Raw genomic sequence first — 18,034 nt, forward strand, 5'->3', positions numbered from 1 at the left:
TCAAATTGCAGATTTCAAATTGCAGATTTCAAATTGCAGATTTCAAATTGCAGATTTCAAATTGCAGATCGCAGATTGCAGATTCCAAACTCAGCTGGAGCAGGGATTGCTTCCCCTGCCATGTCTCCGGACGCCTGCTGGCTTTACGGAAGCAATCCCTGAATTCGCAGTCCATGAATGAATTTGCAGTCCATGGAAAGATGGAATGATCGAATAATGGAAATATCACCGTGCCACATTCATATTTTCATATTTCCATTTTTCCATTTTTCCATAGTTCCAGATACCCAATCACCTAACTTAATACGTTCCATGCAGCTTCAACACCGCATTATCTGTACACCACTGCTGATACTCCTCACACTCCTTGCGCTCGTCTCGGCGCAGACACACGCCCAGTCCACGGCCATGCAGCGTCAGCTCATGGGTTCTGCTTTTCTGGATAATGCGTCGTATGACATGCTCGAGCGGTTGAGTGATGAGGCAGGGGGACGCTGGATCGGCTCGAAGCAGAACAAGCAGGGCATGCAGATTCTGATGGAAGAGCTGCTCAGACAGGGACTGAAACCGCGGATGGAGAAATTCACCGTGCCTGGCTGGGTGCGGGGCGAGGACGAAGTGCGCATGATCACTCCATCGGATCGCGTCTTCCGTGCTGTCGCACTTGGCTATGTCGATCGCACGCCCGAGTTCGAAACGGCGCTCACCTGGTGCAACCGCGGGTATGTCGAGGACTTTGACAGCACGAACATCGCAGGGAACATCGCACTTGTCACGCAGGAGAAACTCGGGGGACGGGATGCACTGCTGCGTATGGAGGTGATACGGAATGCAGCGAACGCCGGAGCGCGTGCCGTACTGTTTATCAACAACAAGAAAGGCGGCATGGTACTCTGTGGCATGGGGAATTTCTCGGGAGATCCCACGCCCATACCCGCGTTCAGTATCACATGGGAGGAAGGACAGCGCCTGTACCGTCTGCTGGAACGCAACGTGCCGGTTCGCATGCGCATTACGACCAACTCGTACTGCACCGAGGTGCAAAGTGCCAATGTCGTCTGCACTCTGCCGGGTGCCAGCGAGGAAAAAATTGTGATCGGCGCGCACTTTGATTCCTGGGATATCGGGCAGGGAAGCATCGACAATGGACTCGGTACCGCCATCCTCTTTGATGTCGCACGCATTCTCGCCTCCGAATCCCCCGGCAACGCCCGCACTATCGAATTCGTCTGGTTCAACGGCGAGGAGATGGGACTGTGGGGTGCGCGCAGGTACGTCGAAATGCATGAGGACGAACCCATCCATACTGTGATCAATATGGATATGACCGGCTCCATCAATGGCTTCAACGCCATGGGAAACAAGCATCTCCTCCCCTTCCTCGAAGAACTGAATGCCGGAATGCACGGTTTTGAGATGTCCCGCGGCGTGATCAGCACGCCCTGGACCGCAAGCGATCATGCCCCGTTCATGCTCGCGGGTATTCCCGCCATTACCCCTCTGGGACACCTCGACAAGCACATGGTAGAAACCTACCATGACTTCGGCGACACCTTCGACCTCGTCAACCGCAAATACCTCAGTGAGGTTGCGGGAGTCGTCTCCATACTCGCCAATGAACTTGCGAATCGAAGCGATCTCCCCTACGTCCGCCGCAACCGCGAAGAAACCCGTGACTGGCTCATCGAGCACAAGCTGGATGAAAAACTGAAACGAACAGGCGAGTGGACCTTCGACTAGCGACGATTGTTAATAATCATCGTCCTCACGCAGAGCTTCATCGTTCATCGTCCCCACGCTCTGCGTGGGGACGTACGAAACCGCCGCTCTGCGGCGATTCATGGGTTGCATGAACGCAGAGCGTTCAGGATACGCGTCCCCACGCAGAGCGTGGGGACGATGGATGTTTCCATTTTTCCATCCTTCCATCATTCCATCATTCCATGGCAAAGGGGCAGGCCCGAACGGGCCTGCCCCTTTGCATTCAATCCATCCTGGTGAGGATCCGTTCAGACCATCACTCCACTATCCCAGCTTCTTTTTCAGGATGGAGAGAAGTGTTTTCGGATGTATGGGTTTCTGGAACACGCCATCGAGGCCGAGTTCCCTGTAGTCGGTGTTGTCGTCGAGACTGTCTCCGACGGAGCTGAGCATGAACACCGGGGCCGTATTGCCGAGGACTTTCATCTCCTTGGCGAAGTTGGTTCCGGCGTCCACTTCCTCCATCATGAGGTCGACGAGAAGGAAATCGGGATTGGTGTCCTTGTACACCTGCAGTCCTTCCTCGGCACTGTGCGCTTCGACCATCTCGTAGTCATTGGCTTCGAGAATGATGCGCACCGCGTCGAGCATGTCCTGATCGTCGTCCAGGTACAGGACCACGTGTTTGCCGTCATTCATTGTGCATCTCCATATGATGAAATCTCGTGTATTCGCATGCGGTTTCCTGCGAAGGATCAGTTGGCTTCGCCGCTCGTCTGTTCGAGCAGCTGTGGATCCTCGAGTACCATTCTGATGTATTGCAGCGCGTGATCAAGATTTTCCTGCGCTGCCGGTGACAGACGTTCGCCAAATTCGTTGAATTCATATCCGCGAATGCCAAGGATGTAGCCACGTGTCTTTGCCTCGAACAGTGTCTGTGCAAGGTGCAGCAGCACGGCGGGTTCGACGCTGTGACTCGAAAAACTCAAGGCGGCCTTGGGTTCAATGGCTTCCACGTAATACGGTTCCTTCCCGCTGGTCGACGCATCCGCAAAGATCACGATATCGTGCTTCGCGACATCACTGGCATCTTCCACGGTCAGCTGGTAGTCAGAGTCGACTGTGACATGAGACATTGGCCAGCCTTCCACCTCAGCGGCGAGGGCGGGACCGAGTCCGTCATCGAGCCGGCCCGGATTGCCGAAACCGATCAACAGAATTGTGCGCGCTTCACTCATCAGGTACTCTTCTTCGCAACCTCGTTACCTTCGGCATCGACCAGGCGCACGACCAGCGGCATTTTGCCCAGTGCGTGGGTGGCGCAGGACAGGCAGGGATCGTATGCGCGAATGGCGACTTCAATGTGATTGAGCAGTCCCTCGGTGATTTCCGCCTTACCGGAAATATGATCCATGGCGACCTTGGACACTGCCCTGTTCATGGGCTCGTTGTTCGACGTTGTCGATACGATGAGATTGGCCATCTCGACCTGGTCGTTTTCGTTGACACGGTAGTGATGGAACAGCGTACCGCGCGGCGCTTCGATCAGACCCACGCCCTCGGGACGACGATCGCCCTTGACCACAAGATCGGTGCCCTGCAGATCGGGATCCTCGAGCAATTCGCGGATTTTCTCGATGGAATGCAGCGTCTCGATCATGCGTGCCCAGTGATAGGCCATGGTCAGATTGTTCGGCTTTCCGTCGGTCACCGCCATGAATTCCTTCCGGGCGGCTTCCGCTTCGGGAGTGTCGATGAAATCACAGGCGTTGACGCGTGCGAGGGGACCCACGCGGTACCAGCCATCATCCACGCCGAGCGATTTGATGAAGGGGAACTTCATGTATGACCAGTCACGGACGTCTTCCGCGATATAGTCGAGGTAGTTCTGATAGTCGACCTGGTCGAAAATCTTCCCGCCCTGTGCGTCGATGGCGCGCAGGTTTCCATGGTAGAGATCCATGGCACCGTCTTCACGGATGAGCGAGAGATGATTCGAATCGAAGGAGCCGAACGGCGCCACAGCTTCGAGATTCTCCACTGTGTAATCCTTCGCAATCTTGAGTGCGCCGCGTGACCATTCCGTCATCTGATCGATGTCTTTCAGGAAACTGTCGCGTTCCTCGATCGAAAGATTCTTGTTGATACCGCCCGGAATGGCACCGGTACCGTGGATTTTCTTTCCTGCCGTGGCCTTGATGATTTCCTGGCCATACTTGCGCATCATCACACCCTGCACCGCGAGGTCTCTGTGCTTGGCGGCGACGCCGATGACGTTGCGAATGGCGACGTCGGCGTCGAAGCCGAACAGCAGGTCCGGTGATGCGAGATGGAAGAAATGCAGACTGTGCGACTGGAACATCTGTCCGTAATGCATCAGCCGGCGCATCTTCTCCGCCGTCGGCGTCAATTTGTCGACACCTACCACGAGGTCCATCGCCTTCGCTGCGGCGAGGTGATGGCTGACGGGACAGATGCCGCACAGACGCTGCACGAGCACGGGCGCTTCGGTGTAGGGACGTCCCTGGATAAAGCGCTCAAAACCGCGGAACTCCACGATATGGAGCCGCGCCTGTTTGACCTTGTTCTGCTCATCGAGCAGGATGGTCACCTTCCCGTGTCCTTCGACACGGGTCACGGGTTCAATGACGACCCGCCTGAGATCTTGTGTATCTTGCACGTTATTATCTCCTTTTCCTTTCACGTGTCATCCCGAGGGATTAGTCGTATTTGATCAGTTCGTACGGCAGTTCCAGCGGCTTGTCCGTCAGCAGCGCGGTGAGCGCCTGCCAGATGGTTTCTGCGGATGGCGGACACCCGGGCAGGTGATAATCCACTTTCACCACTTCGTGGCAGGGATACACCTTGTCGAGCAACAGGGGGATTTCCGGATCGTTAGGAATTTTCCCTGTACTGTTGTGCACGGAGGGACCGTTGAGATATGCCTCATCAAGACATTCCTTCAGCGGGATGGTATTGCGCATGGCGGGGAGTCCGCCGTTGATCGCGCAGTCACCGAGGGAAATGAGGATCTTGCAATGCTTGCGGAAGTCCTGCAGCACGCGAACGTTTTCCTCGTTCGCACAGCCGCCTTCGACGATGCCAACGAGGCATTCGCCGGTGAACTCCTTGATATCGTTAATGGGAGACTTGTCGAAGTCTATGATTTCCACGAGGTCGAGGATGCGGTCGTCGATGTCGAGAATGGACATGTGACATCCGAAGCATCCGGCCAGGGACGTGGTTGCAACTTTTGGCTTGGCCATGATGTGTTCCTGCTCCTTGGTCAATGTTTGTTTGCTTCGATGTCCGCACCGATGGGCGCGTGGTCGTACTGGCGTTTGCCGACGGGCGTCGCGTAGCCTTCATGCTTGCGCAGGATGGCACCGACGGGACAAACGTCAATCGCCTTGTCGCTTGCGTCGAGATCCGTATCCACAAGACGTGCGCGTGAATTGAACGCGATACGCTTCTCGTGTCCGCGGCCCACGAACTGGAAGACATTCTTCCCGTCGAGGTCGCGCGAGGCGCGCACGCAGCGGGCGCAGAGAATGCAGCGGTTGTGGTCGATGAACACGGCGGGATGCGATGCATCCACATTGCGGTCGGCCGGGAACATGTACGGATATTTCGGCGCGGTGATGCCGAGCCTGTAGGCCAGCGCCTGCAGTTCGCAGTTCCCGCTCTTCTCACAGAACATGCAGAAGTGGTTTCCTTCCACGAACAGCATGTCTACCAGGTTGCGGCGGAACTCGAGCAGTTCTTCCGTGTCGTTTTCTACGATGATGTCGGCTGCGATCGGCTGGGTGCAGGCAGACTGAAAGCGTCCGTTGACCTTCACCGTACAGACGCGGCAGCTGCCATATGGCAGCAGTCCGTCAAAAGCACAGAGGCGCGGGATATAAATGCCCGCGGCATCGGCGGCCTGCATAATGGTCTGCCCGGCCGTTCCCTGCACTTCTACGCCGTCAATTTCGAACGTGATGGTGTTCTCACTCATGATTGTATTCCGATTTCGTTCAATTGCGTGTTATTCGGCGAAGTGCATGGAGGGTCGGCCCGCAATACGCTTGGCGTCGCCCAATGCCTTCTGGATATCAAAGGTCGGCTGGAAGGGCTGATCTTCCTTGACCAGCGCGTCGTATGCCGAACGGAAGTTTTTCAGTGTCGTCAGCACCGGATTCGGAGAGGTCTGACCGAGTCCGCAGCGGCTCGTGGATTTCACGACTTTGCCGAGATCCTCAAGGTACTGCAGATCGGCGGGCTCACCCTTTCCTTCCATGATCTTCTGGAGACGCTCCTTCAGCAGCACGTTGCCGACACGGCAGGGTGTGCAGTAGCCGCAGCTCTCATCGATGAAGAAGTCCATGAAATATTCCGCGATCTCGAGCACGTTGCGGTTGGGACCGAATATCATCAGCGCGCCGCCCGTGGCCAGATCGTCGTAACAGATCGTGCGAGTGAAGTCTTCAGGCCCGATCAGACTTCCGCTCGGACCGCCGACCTGCACCGCCGTGGCTCCTGCGCCACCGGCCATTTCCAGGACTTCATTCATGGTGATGCCGAAGGGAACTTCGTACACTCCCGGACGACGGCAGTCGCCGGAGATGCTCAGCAGCTTGGTGCCGGTACTTCCCTTGGAACCGATCTGCGAGAACCAGCCCGCGCCCTGATCCAGGATGCGTGCCACACAGCAGAAGGTTTCCACGTTGTTGACGGACGTCGGATGCCCGAGATAGCCCTTCTGTGCCGGGAACGGCGGACGATTCTTGGGATCACCGCGCAGTCCTTCACATGAACTGATCAGTGCGGTTTCCTCACCACAGACATAGGCGCCTGCGCCCATCTGGATGCGAATGTCAAAGGAATATTTCTCGTTGCCGAAAACTTTCTCACCGAGCATGCCCGTGTTGCGGGCTTTCTGCAGCATATCCTCGAGGAAAGGACGCAGGTATGCGTATTCGCCTCGAAGGTAAATGATGCCTTCCTGTGCGCCGATGGCGTAACCGGCGATGGCCATTCCTTCAATCAACAGCTCGGGACGTTCGGTAAGGATTACGCGATCCTTGAACGTACCCGGCTCCCCTTCGTCGGCGTTGCAGATGACGAACTTTTTTTCGCCCTTCGCAGCGCGCGTGAAATCCCATTTCATACCGGCAGGGAAACCTGCGCCGCCACGGCCGCGCAGACGCGCCGTCTTGATGTCACGAATGACTTCATTCGGACTCATGGCCAACGCTTTCTTCAGTGCGCGTCCACACTCGAGCGGAGCAAAGATGACTTCGCCTTCCTTGCGAATGTTGTTCGCTACCGCGGCACCGACGAGGGGACTCGAATTGTTGCCGTCACCAAGGCGCCGACGAATCCGTTCCGGAGCGACACCTTCCTTCAGCTGTTCGACAATATCATGCACGGTGTCACGCGACACTTCCGTGAAGATTTCTTCGTTGACCATCACGGCGGGAGCCTGATCGCACATGCCGATGCATGGCGTGGTCTCGAGCGTGAATCGTCCGTCCTCCGTGGTCTCTCCCACTTCGATACCGAGAGCCTCGGTGAAGGACTGCTTGATCCGCTCAAAGCCGAACATGCGGTCGATGATGTCGTCGCATAGGCGTATGACGACACTGCCATTCTGTTTTTTGGTCAGGAACGCGTAGAAAGAAACCACGCTCTCGACCTCGACGCGAGGTGTCTGCACCTGCGCCGCGATGAGATCCATCGCATCATCGTTCACGCTGCCGAAGGTCTCCTGTACTTCCCGAACGATATCCATCATCCGGGTCGCGTCGTTTCCGAGCCCTTCGCAGATCGTCTTGATGACCGATTCCAGGTTTTCTGACATCCAATTACCTCTCAAAGTAACTCACTGTTTATCAGCTCAATCTCAGATTAAGAGATTTTCATAGTGCAAATTATCATTCGAGTGCAACCTATCCAAACAATCACGAAAAATTTCTCGATTAGAGAGAAAAAATATGCAGTTTCTGCATAACCTGCCCCGTATCCAGTCATTTCAAACGGGATTTTCCTCTCGATTCGCGCAGAACACCGAGATGGATATGCAGATTCTGCATAAAAAAATCCCGGCAGCATGCAGACACTGCCGGGATTCTGTTGTCATGATCAGGAAGTTGCGGGGAACTCCTTCATCAGGTGTGCATGGTTACGGGATGAGTTCCACCGTCTTGTTATAGGGGTCGCAGTTCGCATTGATGGCAAAGCCGAATTCACGGTTATTGAATCCGCTCTTCATAACGTCAACGCCGTATTCTCCCTTGCAGAGCCCGTCGAACACCGCTTGGCCATTCGGACCGGTCTGCGTGCTCTCAATGACCACGCCGTTTTTCCAGAGCTTGACGGTTGCGCCCTGCACTGGTGTCGATGAGGAATCGACTGCGGTAACCGTCAGCACGCCACTGCAGCAGACCGATTCGGTTTCAAGGATCACTTCCTTCGTCACCGGATCGCAACTGCTGTTGATGCTGAATTCTCCTTCGACGACCTTGTAGCCTTCCTTCGACACGCGGTAATTGTATTCGCCCTTGCAGAGTCCGTCAACGATGATTTTCCCGTTGGCGTCGGTACGAGGATCCTCGATAACCTGCGATCCCTTACGCACCAGCACTTTGGCGTTCTGCACAGGATTGTTGTTGCCGTCGCGCACGACCAGCGTGAGCACGCCTTCACAACAGGGCTGCTGTTCCATGACCACCGTTTTTGCAACGGGCTCGCAGTTTTCGCCGATACCAATTTCGAACTCACGTTCCGTCCAGCCATCCTTTGACACATCAACGCCATATCCACCGGTACAGAGACTGTCGAATACTGCAATCCCACTGGCATTCGTCTGTGCCGAACGGAGCATTGCGCCGTTGTGCCAGAGACGAACGGTGGCGCCGGCAATGGGCTGACTCTGCGGATCGAGTGCGGTGACGGTCAGCACGCCGCTGCAGCATTCCGGGGTGACAGACTCCAGCGTCACTTCCTTTGTGACCGGATCGCAATTTTCATTGATGGCGAACACCCCTTCAACCACCTTGTATCCTTCTTTCGAAACACGGTAGTTGTACTCACCCTTGCAGAGTCCATCGACGATGATTTTCCCGTTCGCATCGGTGCGGGGATCCTCGATCACCTGCGAGCCCTTGCGTACGAGCACCTTGGCATTCTGCACGGGATTGTTGTTGGCGTCACGCACGATGAGCGTAAACACGCCCTGGCAGCAACCCACCTGCTCCATCACCACGGTTTCGGAAACAGGGTCGCAGCTCTCGTTGATATTGAAATTGAACTCCCTTCCCGTCCAGCCTTCCTTGACAATACCGACGCCATACTTTCCGCCGCAGAGATCTTCGAATACGGCGATACCGTTGCCGCTGGTCGTGGTTTCCGCAATCTTCACGCCGTTTTTCCAGAGTCGGACTGTGGCCCCCATGATGAACTGCCCCTGCGGGTCCTTGACGGTCACGGTAAGCTTCCCGTCGCAGCACACTTCAGCCTTCGGCTCCAGCACTGCGGTCATTTCCACGGGCTCACAGCTGGTATTGATGGTGAATGTCCCTTCGTACACTTTGTAAGTCTCGGTGGCGATACGGAACGTATAGACGCCTGGACACAATCCGTCCTCGACGGCTTTCCCATTCTCATCGGTACGCGGATCCTGTACGATGACGCCATCCTTCTTGATCACGACGGGAATGTTCTGCAGCTTTTCTCCTGCGGTATTCTTGACATGCAGAATGAACACCCCACTGCAGCAGCTGTCCACCGCTGTCATCTGCACGGACATCGCGGAAAGATCTTCCGTTGTCGTGGAAGGATCCATGGCGCTGAAAAGCACCGGAGAGTATCCATCCGCTTCCACGAGGAGGTCCATCACGACCTGCGGGAGACCCGAGATGGTAAATGAACCTTCGCCGTCGGTCACCGCACTGCCGAGCACTTCACTGTTGTCGTGCCGACTTGCAGTCACCTTCGCCCCGGTGATAACATCGCTGCCTCCCGCTTTCTTCACGACGCCGGACACGCTTACTGTTGCCGGCTCGTTCGTCGAATCGTCTGAACAGGAAAGGAGAAATATTCCGAAAAACAGGAGGAGAAGAACGTATCTGTTGATCTGCATGGCACACCCTTGTGTTTGCGGGCCCGGGAAGCTCGGGCGACATGATTGAGGGAGAAATGGGAAATCAGCGTGAGCGTGAATACATAACACCTTATGAGGTATAAAGTTACACCCTCGGGTTTAATGTGCGATCCGCTTCGATGCCATAGCGGTCCATTAGTGTATACATCGTCGTGCGTCCGATGCCGAGCAGGCGGGCGGCTTCACGGACATTCCCCCGACTGCTGCGGAGCGCCTGCCGAACGGCGGCCTGTTTCACTTCGTCCATGGTCATTGTCTTTGTGCTCTCGCGGCTGGAAGCTAATGAGGAACGCGCGATCATACGCGGAAGTACGTGACTGAGCCTGCGGACGTCGATGGGACGCGAAAAATAGTCTGCCGCACCCCTGCGAAGCGCTTCGTAGGCTGTTTCGCGGTGCTGCGTGTCAGTGAGGATGATCAATGGGACGGATGCGCAGCACTTCTGTACCCGCGAAACATCTGACAACGGTGCAATGCCTTCCCCTGTCAACGCAAGGAGGATTGCGGAAGGACACGCACTGCCGTCCTCCTGCATATGTTCTACAAAGCGTGCAGCAGTCGGATACGCACGAAGCTGATACCCCTCCCCGCTGCCGAGCGTGCGCTGCAACAATCGCACTGTTGCGGCGTCCTCGTCGATAGTGGCGATGAAAAATGGCTGAGTGTCCGGCATATTTTCTTGTATATACGGCTGAAATTCGTGCATGCAATATACGCAGCCGCGCACTGTTCCGAAACGGGACACCGATGATTTTCAAAATAAAAGCAGAAAGCCGCGGAACCATGAATGGTTGCATGCGGCTTTCTGCCCTCGTGTGTGAGGAGGGAATCGTACGGTATTGCCTGTCATTCCATGGGATCAGGCCACATTGGCAGCATCCCGGATGAGTCTGAGTGAGGGCGCTTCGACCGTGGGACGGCTTTTCTTCCATTCCTCTTCCGGAATGGCATGCTGTGTTGTTGCCGTCGCAGGAAGCGTAACGGTGAACACTGATCCGACGCCTTTTTCGCTGTGTACGTCGATTTCACCGCCGTGGAGCTGGATGTATTCTCTCGTCAGCGCCAGTCCCAGTCCGATACCTTCATAGGGACGCGAATAACCAATCTGTTCCTGGGAAAACACGTCGAATGCGTGTTTCAGATATTCCTCGGAAATCCCGATACCGGAATCTTTCACCTGCAGGGTACAGGAATTGCTGTTTCCGTCAATGGAAACTTCGACATTGCCTTTTTCGGTGTATTTGATGGCATTGTCAAGCAGGTTGTGCAGTATCTGGTCAACGCAGTACCTGTCGGCATGTACGTTTGCACGCAAGAGTCGTGAACGGAATACCAGTCCCAGTCCACGGTCTGAGGCTGCCTGATGATAATTCTGCATGACATCTTTCGTTTTGCGAACGATATCAATGTCCTCCCTGCTCAGCTGGAAGGTGCCGGCACGGAGACTGGAGATATGCAGCACTTCCTCCACGGTCCGCATCAATCTGCCACCGGCATTGCGCATGCTGTCGATGTAGGCATCCTTATCATGCCCGATTTCTTCATCCGGCGCCCGCAGCAGTTCGACATACCCCAGAATGACATGCAGCGGCGTGCGAATTTCATGCGACATACTGCTGATGAAGGCATCCTTGAGTCGTTCCGAATGTTCCGCCTTGTCGCGGGCGGTGATAAGGTCCTTCTCGGTGCGTTTGCGCGCATCGATTTCCTGCTGCAGCTCGGTGTTGAGAGTGCGCAGTTCCCCCGTCCGGCTCTCGACAAGGCGACTGAGCACGTATTTGTTGCGCGTCGAGACGACGAAGAGGCTGAGCAGGAGCAGAATGATGATTCCTCCCGCAATGCGGAAGGCATTGACCTGATCGCTGACGGAAGCAGACCAGCCGATAGAAGGCACCGCAGCGAGTTCCCAGAATCCATCTATGAGTGGAATGCGCTGCACGGCAGGAGCGGATTTAAAAACTTCGGGGTCGCCGTAAAAAATGTTTTTGTCCGGATCACGTACTGATACGAGCATACTCCCGAGCCGGGATGTAACCTCCGCTTCCAGCATGAGCTGCTCAAGATCAATCACCACTGCAGCCAGTCCCCAGGTCTCTCCATTCTTCTGAATAGGCAGACGTGCGATGAGCCCGCGGCCTCCCTGCTTGAGTTCGAGGGGACCGTTGAAGGTAACACCGTCCGAGGCCATGGCTTTGCGAATGGTACGGGGAACCGAGGGACGCGGATCGGCAAGCAGATCGTAACCAATCACGGCTTCGTTGCCTTCTTCCGGCCAGACATGGCTGATGACGCCATCGTGCACGAGCTGCAGGCAGCGGATGCCACCTGAATTTCCGCGCAACGTGGCCGCGATATACGGGAATTCCCTCTCGAGACGAGCCTCGGAAGGATCAATTTCCACGAAACTTCGCATGCCGTACAGCAGGGAAATCTTGCCGTTCAGCGTGTTGCTGAGCCTTACGCCGCGCTGCACCAGCTGCTCGGCGACATGCGCGCGCACCCTGCCTTCGACCCAGCGTGTATGCACGGAATCGAGCAGGTAAAACGCCCACATCATGAGCAGCATGACGAGCGAAAAAGTTGTGAGTTCTCGATATGTGTAGCGAAGCATGACGTTCGCCCTTGTGTTGTTCTCTCCTCTTACGAATGTCCGCCACGTCACCACATCGCAGCGAACAATGACAACTTACAGTGCGAACATTAACAGAGACTTAACGCCACATGAAAAAATTGTAGGGAAACTGCAGCTTTCCCTTCCCGGCATGTAACAATTCACGGACTTATATTGTCATTATCACATATGCAGCGGCAAATCATTCATTCTTCATAACAACGGAGGAACACCATGAGAGGAAGATTACCACTCATCCTCGCAATTCTGCTGTGTTCGACTTCTCTGGCTCTGGCTCAGAATACGCGTATGATGCTGGAGATCAGTCCGTCCCACACACCTGCGGGACCCCTGACGGTCAAGCCGGGCGAACAGATTCAGTTCACCGCCAAGGCTTACGAGTTCACGGCGGCGGGACGCCAGGAGGTACAGATCGGGCAGCTCAGCTGGAGCCTGGATCCCCAGGCATTCGGCAGTATTGACGGCAACGGTCTTCTCACCGCCGCAGCGCAGAACGGCGCGCCCCGCGGTGTCGTCACTGCAACGGCCACGGTAAATAATGTCACACTGACTGCCGATGTTGCAATTGTCCTCGGACTCGGGGCCTCGACGCATACATTCTCCGGCAACGTCAGCGACGTTAACGGACCGATACAGGACGCCGAAGTGTCGGTGATGAGTGTCGGCATGCTTCCCTTCCTCGTAACGGGGAAAACCGACGCGCACGGCGATTACAGCGTGGACGTTCCCGCAGGCAGTTATATCGTCTACGCCGAGGCGTACGGGTACATCCCTGAGTACCATGACGATGCCCTGACCCGTGACAAGGCAACAACGTATGTGACGGATCCCAACGTAACGACTATCGATGATATCGACTTCGTCCTGAGCACAGGCGGCAGTATTTCCGGTACGGTCTACGACGCCGCCACGAACGCGCCGATCGAAGGCGCCATCGTGTTTGCGGGTCCCGACGGGAACCGCATTCCGCCCAATGGCAGCACTGCCGGATTCCATGCCCGTACCGATGCACAGGGGCACTATGAAATCAAGGGCCTGGTGGATGACGACTATATCGTCATGGCGATGGAACAGAATTACGTCCAGCAGTACTACGATGGCGAAACGGATCCCGCGAATGCAGATCCCGTCACCATCGCAAATGCCGGTACGGCCTCGGGCATCGATTTCGGACTGAATGAGCGTCAGCCGGATCCTGTCTACACCATCTCCGGAACGGTGTACGACAATAACAGCAATCCCATCGAAGGCGCCACGATCTTTGCTGAAATGCAAAGCGGTCCGATGCTTCGCTGGCTCTCCGCGCGCAGTGCGGTGGACGGCAGCTACAGCATCGACGTGCCCGCAGGCACCTTTATCGTGCATGCCATGATGCAGGGACTCGTGACCGAGTATTACGACAACGTCGCGGATGCCTCCCAGGCAACTTCCCTCACTCTCGATGCGAACAACACGGCCGAAACGGGTATCGATTTCACGCTGGGTGAAGGCGGTGTGATTACCGGTACCGTGAAAGATGCCAACGGCAATCCCATCGAAGGCGCTGCGATGAGCGCGTTCGGCGATCCGAATCATCGTACGCCATCCGGAAGCAACGCAGGTGCGTTCAGCCGGACCGACGCGAACGGCGAGTATCGCATCACCGGACTGGCCACGGGCGACTGGTATGTGCAGGCTGTCAAAGACGGCTATGTCATGGAATACTATGATGACGAGACGGACCTGACACTCGCCACCAAGGTTTCGGTCATCGACGGTCAAACCACCAGTGGTATCAATTTCGGGCTGGATATGCTCCCGGGCATCGATGGCACGGTCACCGACGCTGCGACCGGTGCTCCGATTGAGCATGCACTGATCGTGCTCGACGGACCCAATTCCCGCGCATTTGCGTACACCGACGCCAATGGCAACTACCACCTTGCCACGCATCCTGGCACGTTCATGGTCCATTGCAGCGCCACGGGTTATGGTGCCGAATGGTATGATGATGTCACCGATATCGCCCAGGCCACAGCCGTCACCGTCACGCAGAGCGGCTCTGTCACCGGCATCGATTTCGCACTCGACAAGTTCGGTGGCTCGATTACCGGTGTGGTGAAAGACGCCGCAGGCAACGGAATTCAGGACGCCATTGTGCGCGCCTGGTCCAACGTCCGCATTACGCCCGCCGGAAATGTGCCGCACAATTTCGGCACTGCACGTACGGCAGCAGATGGCAGCTATGTCATCGATGGACTCCCCCCTGCAGATTACATCGTCCGCGCAGAGGCGCAGCACTATCTTCCAGAGTACTATGACGATGCAGCCGATATGAGCAATGCCACCTCCGTAACGGTCAGCAACCAGACCGTGTCGGGCATTGACTTTGCACTCGACGCTGGCGGAAGTATCAGTGGCACAATCACGGATGAAGACACCGGCGATCCCCTCCCCCATGCCGTCGTCTTCGTACGCGGCAGCAACATGCGCTTTGAACGCGCGGCCCGCACGGATGCCAATGGTGATTACACGATTGAAGGACTCCGTTCCGACAGTTACATCGTCTTCGCGGCCGGACCCGGTCATCTCGGTGAATTCTATGATGACGCAACCAGTCCCAGCACTGCGACCCCTGTCACGGTCAGCGCTCCTTCAGCAGTGACCGGCATCGACATGGCCCTGGCGACTTCACCTGTTGGTCCGCGAATCTTCCGCGGTTACGTCTTCGCGCGGGGCAACAGCTCGGTACCGCAGTACGTGCTCGTCGAAGCCATCAACCCCGTCAACGGCATGCGTCTGACCACGACCACCAACATCCAGGGGCATTTTGAATTCCAGGCCTGGGAAAACGCCATCATCCGTACCCGCGCGATCGGGTATGTCGGACAGTATGCCGGCGGTACCATGAACTGGAAGGAAAGCCGCTGGGAAGGTGCAACAGGCAGCATGACCTTCATGCTCGACCCTGTGTCCGAAACCGGTATGGCTGAGGTCAGCGGTGTCGTCACCGATGCCTCGACCGGCAATGCGCTGGCCGATGCATGGATCTATGGCATGGATGCCGAAGGTAATGTCTTCTTCACCGTCACTGGCGGCGATGGCAGCTACCTGATGCAGAACACGACCAACGGAAGCCTTGATGTCATGGTTTCGGAAGTGCTGTTCGACAATTCCGGTCAGCAGACAACAGTGGACGATGCGAGCGGCAAGGCAAACATCGCCGCGCAGCGCAGCTCCGTCACTGCAGTGGACGATAGTCCTTCCCTGCCTGCCACGGTGCGCCTGTATCAGAACTATCCGAACCCCTTCAATCCTTCGACCACCCTGCGCTTCGATCTCCCGGAACGTACCGATGTCACGCTACGCGTGTACAACCTTCTCGGACGCGAAATCGCAACGCTGGCCGAGGGCATGCATGACGCAGGAAGCTACTCCGTCAACTTCGATGCGACGGGACTTCCGTCCGGTCTCTACTTCGCCCGTCTCAAGAGCGGCGAGGTGCTCCAGACCAGACGCATGACGTTGATGAAATAACCAATTCCCCTAACAAGACAACAAGGGCTGCCCGCAGTTTGGGCAGCCCTTGTTGTATATGGTCCTGAAATTCAGCGTTGCGGTGGTACTCCGTCCCGCGGTCCGAAGCACAGGTCAATCATCGAGTTTCAGCTTGCGCAGTTTCGGGGCGATGACCGCCTGGCAATACGGTGCGCGCCGGTTGTTGCGGTAGTAATCCTGGTGATAATTCTCCGCCGGCCAGAAACGGTCGAGCGGCGCTATTTCCGTCACGATGGGATCGTCGAAATACTCCTGCGCAGCTTTTTTCGATTTTTCCGCGATTTCATGCTGCTCTTCATCATTGTAGAATATGGCAGAGCGGTATTGTGTTCCGACATCCGCACCCTGGCGGTTCAGCGTTGTAGGATCGTGTGCCTGCCAGAACATTTCCAGCAGTTCGGCATAGCTGATCAGTCCGGTATCGAACACGATCTGCGCCACCTCGGCATGACCGGTTTCCCCGCTGCACACCGCCTGATACGTGGGATTCGGCACCGAGCCCCCGGCGTACCCGGCAGTGACGGACTCCACTCCGTCGAGCTGCTCGAAAATTGCCTCAATGCACCAGAAACAGCCACCGCCGAAGGTCGCCGTATCCTTGATACCACTCGCCTCCTGCTGTATTCCGTCGTCTGCAGTCGGCAGATCCTCTGTATTCTGCATAGCTGTATTCCTCATTTCTTCCGAATTGCCTGTTGATGTCATCTCAGATGTTGCCGCCTGATCAGCACCGCTGTTGTTTCCGCAACCCGTCCAGAACGGGAAGCAGAACAGGGCGACAGCGAGAACAATAGTACGCATTGTGTGCTACTCCATCGTTGTTCGTATGAGTATAACAGCAAGGAGCGGGAAAATCGTCCCCGGTGCAACGCAAAAGCTTCCCCCCCTTCGCTCAGAACACGCCAGGCGGTCGCTGTCCGGGATCCTTCTCGAGCATTTTGGGAGTGACGGTGGATAAGCGACATGAAATGTCTTATAATGTATCAGCCGTCAAACAATAACCGTCGCATTTCATGCAGCCTGATATTCCACTCCTGGCCCAGGCTTCCGAAGCCGTACATTCATCCTTCGAGAAGCATGCCATTCTCCAGAGCATCCCTGCAGGAACAGAACTCAGCCGCGAGGGGGACGCCTGCCATCATTTTCCCATCGTCAAGACGGGAATGATTCGCGTGTTCAAACTCAGCAGGCAGGGACACGAAGTCACACTCTATCGCATACGCGAAGGTGAGAGTTGTATTCTCACGCTGACCTGTTTGATGAAAACCTCCATGTTTCCCGCGCATGCCGTCGTGGAGGAGGACAGTGAGGTCTGGCTGGTGCCGGCAGATGTGTTCCGCGACTGGACGGCACGGGAGGATTTCTGGCGCGATTACGTGATCGGCTATCTGAGCAGGACGTTGAATAATGTGATAGGACTCGTTGACGACATGCTGTTTCGCCGCGTCGAACTTCGCTTGCTCGATGCGCTGCTCGAACAGACCAGTGATGCGCAGCCCGTACTCACCATCACGCATCAGGAACTTGCCAATGAAGTAGGCAGTGCGCGTGAAGTTGTCAGCCGGCATCTCAAGGAATTCGAACGTGATGGATTGCTGTCACTTGCGCGAGGAGAAATCCGCATTCTCGATCGCAGGGAAATGAAGAAAAGAAATGAGCTTTTGTGACTAAAGTCACTGATTCGCCGCGCGCGGGGAAGTATTTTCCCTCTGAGCATGAATCAGCAGCACACAGTACACTGTCCGCTCTCGGTATTGCTGTCCGTGCACGGTATAGCTACCTGCAGGCAGTCGCGGCTCCCCACGAGGAATGCTGTCCCCATAATCATAGACAGCGGCAGAATACCCTTGGCTCAGGATAGACTTCCGCTTCAACCCGGTCCTCTGGACCGGGTTTTTATGTCCCTGCCCCCGTAAAGCGCAGCAGAATATGGCCCCATGCAAGGGAAACACGTATATTGGATACCGGTCCCACGGGACCCTTTACCTGAAAGTAATCGAAGTATTATTTCACAATAT

15 protein-coding genes are annotated in these 18,034 nt (G+C 56.0%); 4 read left to right on the forward strand and 11 right to left on the reverse strand.

Annotated elements, in window-relative coordinates; all coding sequences use genetic code 11:
- Together KQI65_13595 and KQI65_13600 are read left to right on the forward strand one after the other, a co-directional pair.
- On the forward strand, positions 1-181 hold a 181-nt coding region (locus KQI65_13595; GenBank protein ID MCB2205774.1), incomplete at its 5' end, for a hypothetical protein.
- Positions 182-312: 131 nt separating this feature from the next.
- Complete coding sequence (locus KQI65_13600; GenBank protein MCB2205775.1) at positions 313-1,740, forward strand: M28 family peptidase; 1,428 nt, start codon at positions 313-315, stop codon at positions 1,738-1,740.
- Between the two features lie 9 nt (positions 1,741-1,749).
- Here KQI65_13600 and KQI65_13605 read toward each other — a convergent pair whose 3' ends face one another.
- From KQI65_13605 to KQI65_13650, 10 genes are all read right to left on the reverse strand, one after another.
- Positions 1,750-1,932: a hypothetical protein gene (locus KQI65_13605; protein MCB2205776.1), complete on the reverse strand. Its 183-nt coding sequence runs from the start codon at positions 1,930-1,932 to the stop codon at positions 1,750-1,752.
- Positions 1,933-2,025: 93 nt separating this feature from the next.
- Positions 2,026-2,400 (reverse strand): response regulator, encoded by a 375-nt coding sequence (locus KQI65_13610; protein ID MCB2205777.1) that lies wholly within the window; start codon positions 2,398-2,400, stop codon positions 2,026-2,028.
- Between the two features lie 56 nt (positions 2,401-2,456).
- Positions 2,457-2,939 carry a hydrogenase maturation protease gene (locus KQI65_13615; protein ID MCB2205778.1) on the reverse strand — a complete coding sequence of 161 codons (483 nt, stop codon included), beginning with the start codon at positions 2,937-2,939 and terminating at the stop codon, positions 2,457-2,459.
- The gene (locus KQI65_13620) at positions 2,939-4,381 is read right to left on the reverse strand and encodes a Ni/Fe hydrogenase subunit alpha (protein ID MCB2205779.1); all 1,443 of its coding nucleotides are present in this window, start codon (positions 4,379-4,381) and stop codon (positions 2,939-2,941) included. Before KQI65_13620 ends, KQI65_13615 begins: the two co-directional genes overlap by 1 nt.
- 40 nt (positions 4,382-4,421) lie before the next feature.
- The gene (locus tag KQI65_13625; GenBank protein MCB2205780.1) at positions 4,422-4,967 is read right to left on the reverse strand and encodes an NADP oxidoreductase; all 546 of its coding nucleotides are present in this window, start codon (positions 4,965-4,967) and stop codon (positions 4,422-4,424) included.
- A 20-nt stretch (positions 4,968-4,987) separates the two neighbouring features.
- Positions 4,988-5,701: a (2Fe-2S)-binding protein gene (locus KQI65_13630; protein ID MCB2205781.1), complete on the reverse strand. Its 714-nt coding sequence runs from the start codon at positions 5,699-5,701 to the stop codon at positions 4,988-4,990.
- Between the two features lie 30 nt (positions 5,702-5,731).
- The gene (locus KQI65_13635) at positions 5,732-7,546 is read right to left on the reverse strand and encodes an NAD(P)H-dependent oxidoreductase subunit E (GenBank protein ID MCB2205782.1); all 1,815 of its coding nucleotides are present in this window, start codon (positions 7,544-7,546) and stop codon (positions 5,732-5,734) included.
- Between the two features lie 321 nt (positions 7,547-7,867).
- A complete protein-coding gene (locus tag KQI65_13640) occupies positions 7,868-9,826 on the reverse strand; it encodes a carboxypeptidase regulatory-like domain-containing protein (GenBank protein MCB2205783.1) in 1,959 nt (652 codons plus the stop codon).
- A 106-nt stretch (positions 9,827-9,932) separates the two neighbouring features.
- Positions 9,933-10,520, reverse strand: a complete 588-nt coding sequence (locus KQI65_13645) for a hypothetical protein (GenBank protein MCB2205784.1) — start codon at positions 10,518-10,520, stop codon at positions 9,933-9,935.
- A 186-nt stretch (positions 10,521-10,706) separates the two neighbouring features.
- The gene (locus tag KQI65_13650; GenBank protein MCB2205785.1) at positions 10,707-12,458 is read right to left on the reverse strand and encodes a CHASE domain-containing protein; all 1,752 of its coding nucleotides are present in this window, start codon (positions 12,456-12,458) and stop codon (positions 10,707-10,709) included.
- A gap of 234 nt (positions 12,459-12,692) precedes the next feature.
- Here KQI65_13650 and KQI65_13655 point away from each other — a divergent pair, with 234 nt between their 5' ends.
- Positions 12,693-15,995, forward strand: a complete 3,303-nt coding sequence (locus KQI65_13655) for a carboxypeptidase regulatory-like domain-containing protein (GenBank protein MCB2205786.1) — start codon at positions 12,693-12,695, stop codon at positions 15,993-15,995.
- 114 nt (positions 15,996-16,109) lie between these two features.
- On the opposite strand, the gene msrA is transcribed toward KQI65_13655, so the two are convergent.
- Positions 16,110-16,694, reverse strand: coding sequence for a peptide-methionine (S)-S-oxide reductase MsrA (gene msrA, locus KQI65_13660; protein MCB2205787.1), 585 nt, complete (start codon positions 16,692-16,694; stop codon positions 16,110-16,112).
- 335 nt (positions 16,695-17,029) lie between these two features.
- Here msrA and KQI65_13665 point away from each other — a divergent pair, with 335 nt between their 5' ends.
- Positions 17,030-17,683 carry a Crp/Fnr family transcriptional regulator gene (locus KQI65_13665; GenBank protein MCB2205788.1) on the forward strand — a complete coding sequence of 218 codons (654 nt, stop codon included), beginning with the start codon at positions 17,030-17,032 and terminating at the stop codon, positions 17,681-17,683.
- The last annotated feature ends 351 nt before the right edge of the window (positions 17,684-18,034 follow it).

Source organism: bacterium (assembly GCA_020444325.1).
Taxonomy (GTDB): Bacteria; Bacteroidota; Ignavibacteria; order SZUA-365; family SZUA-365; genus BM516.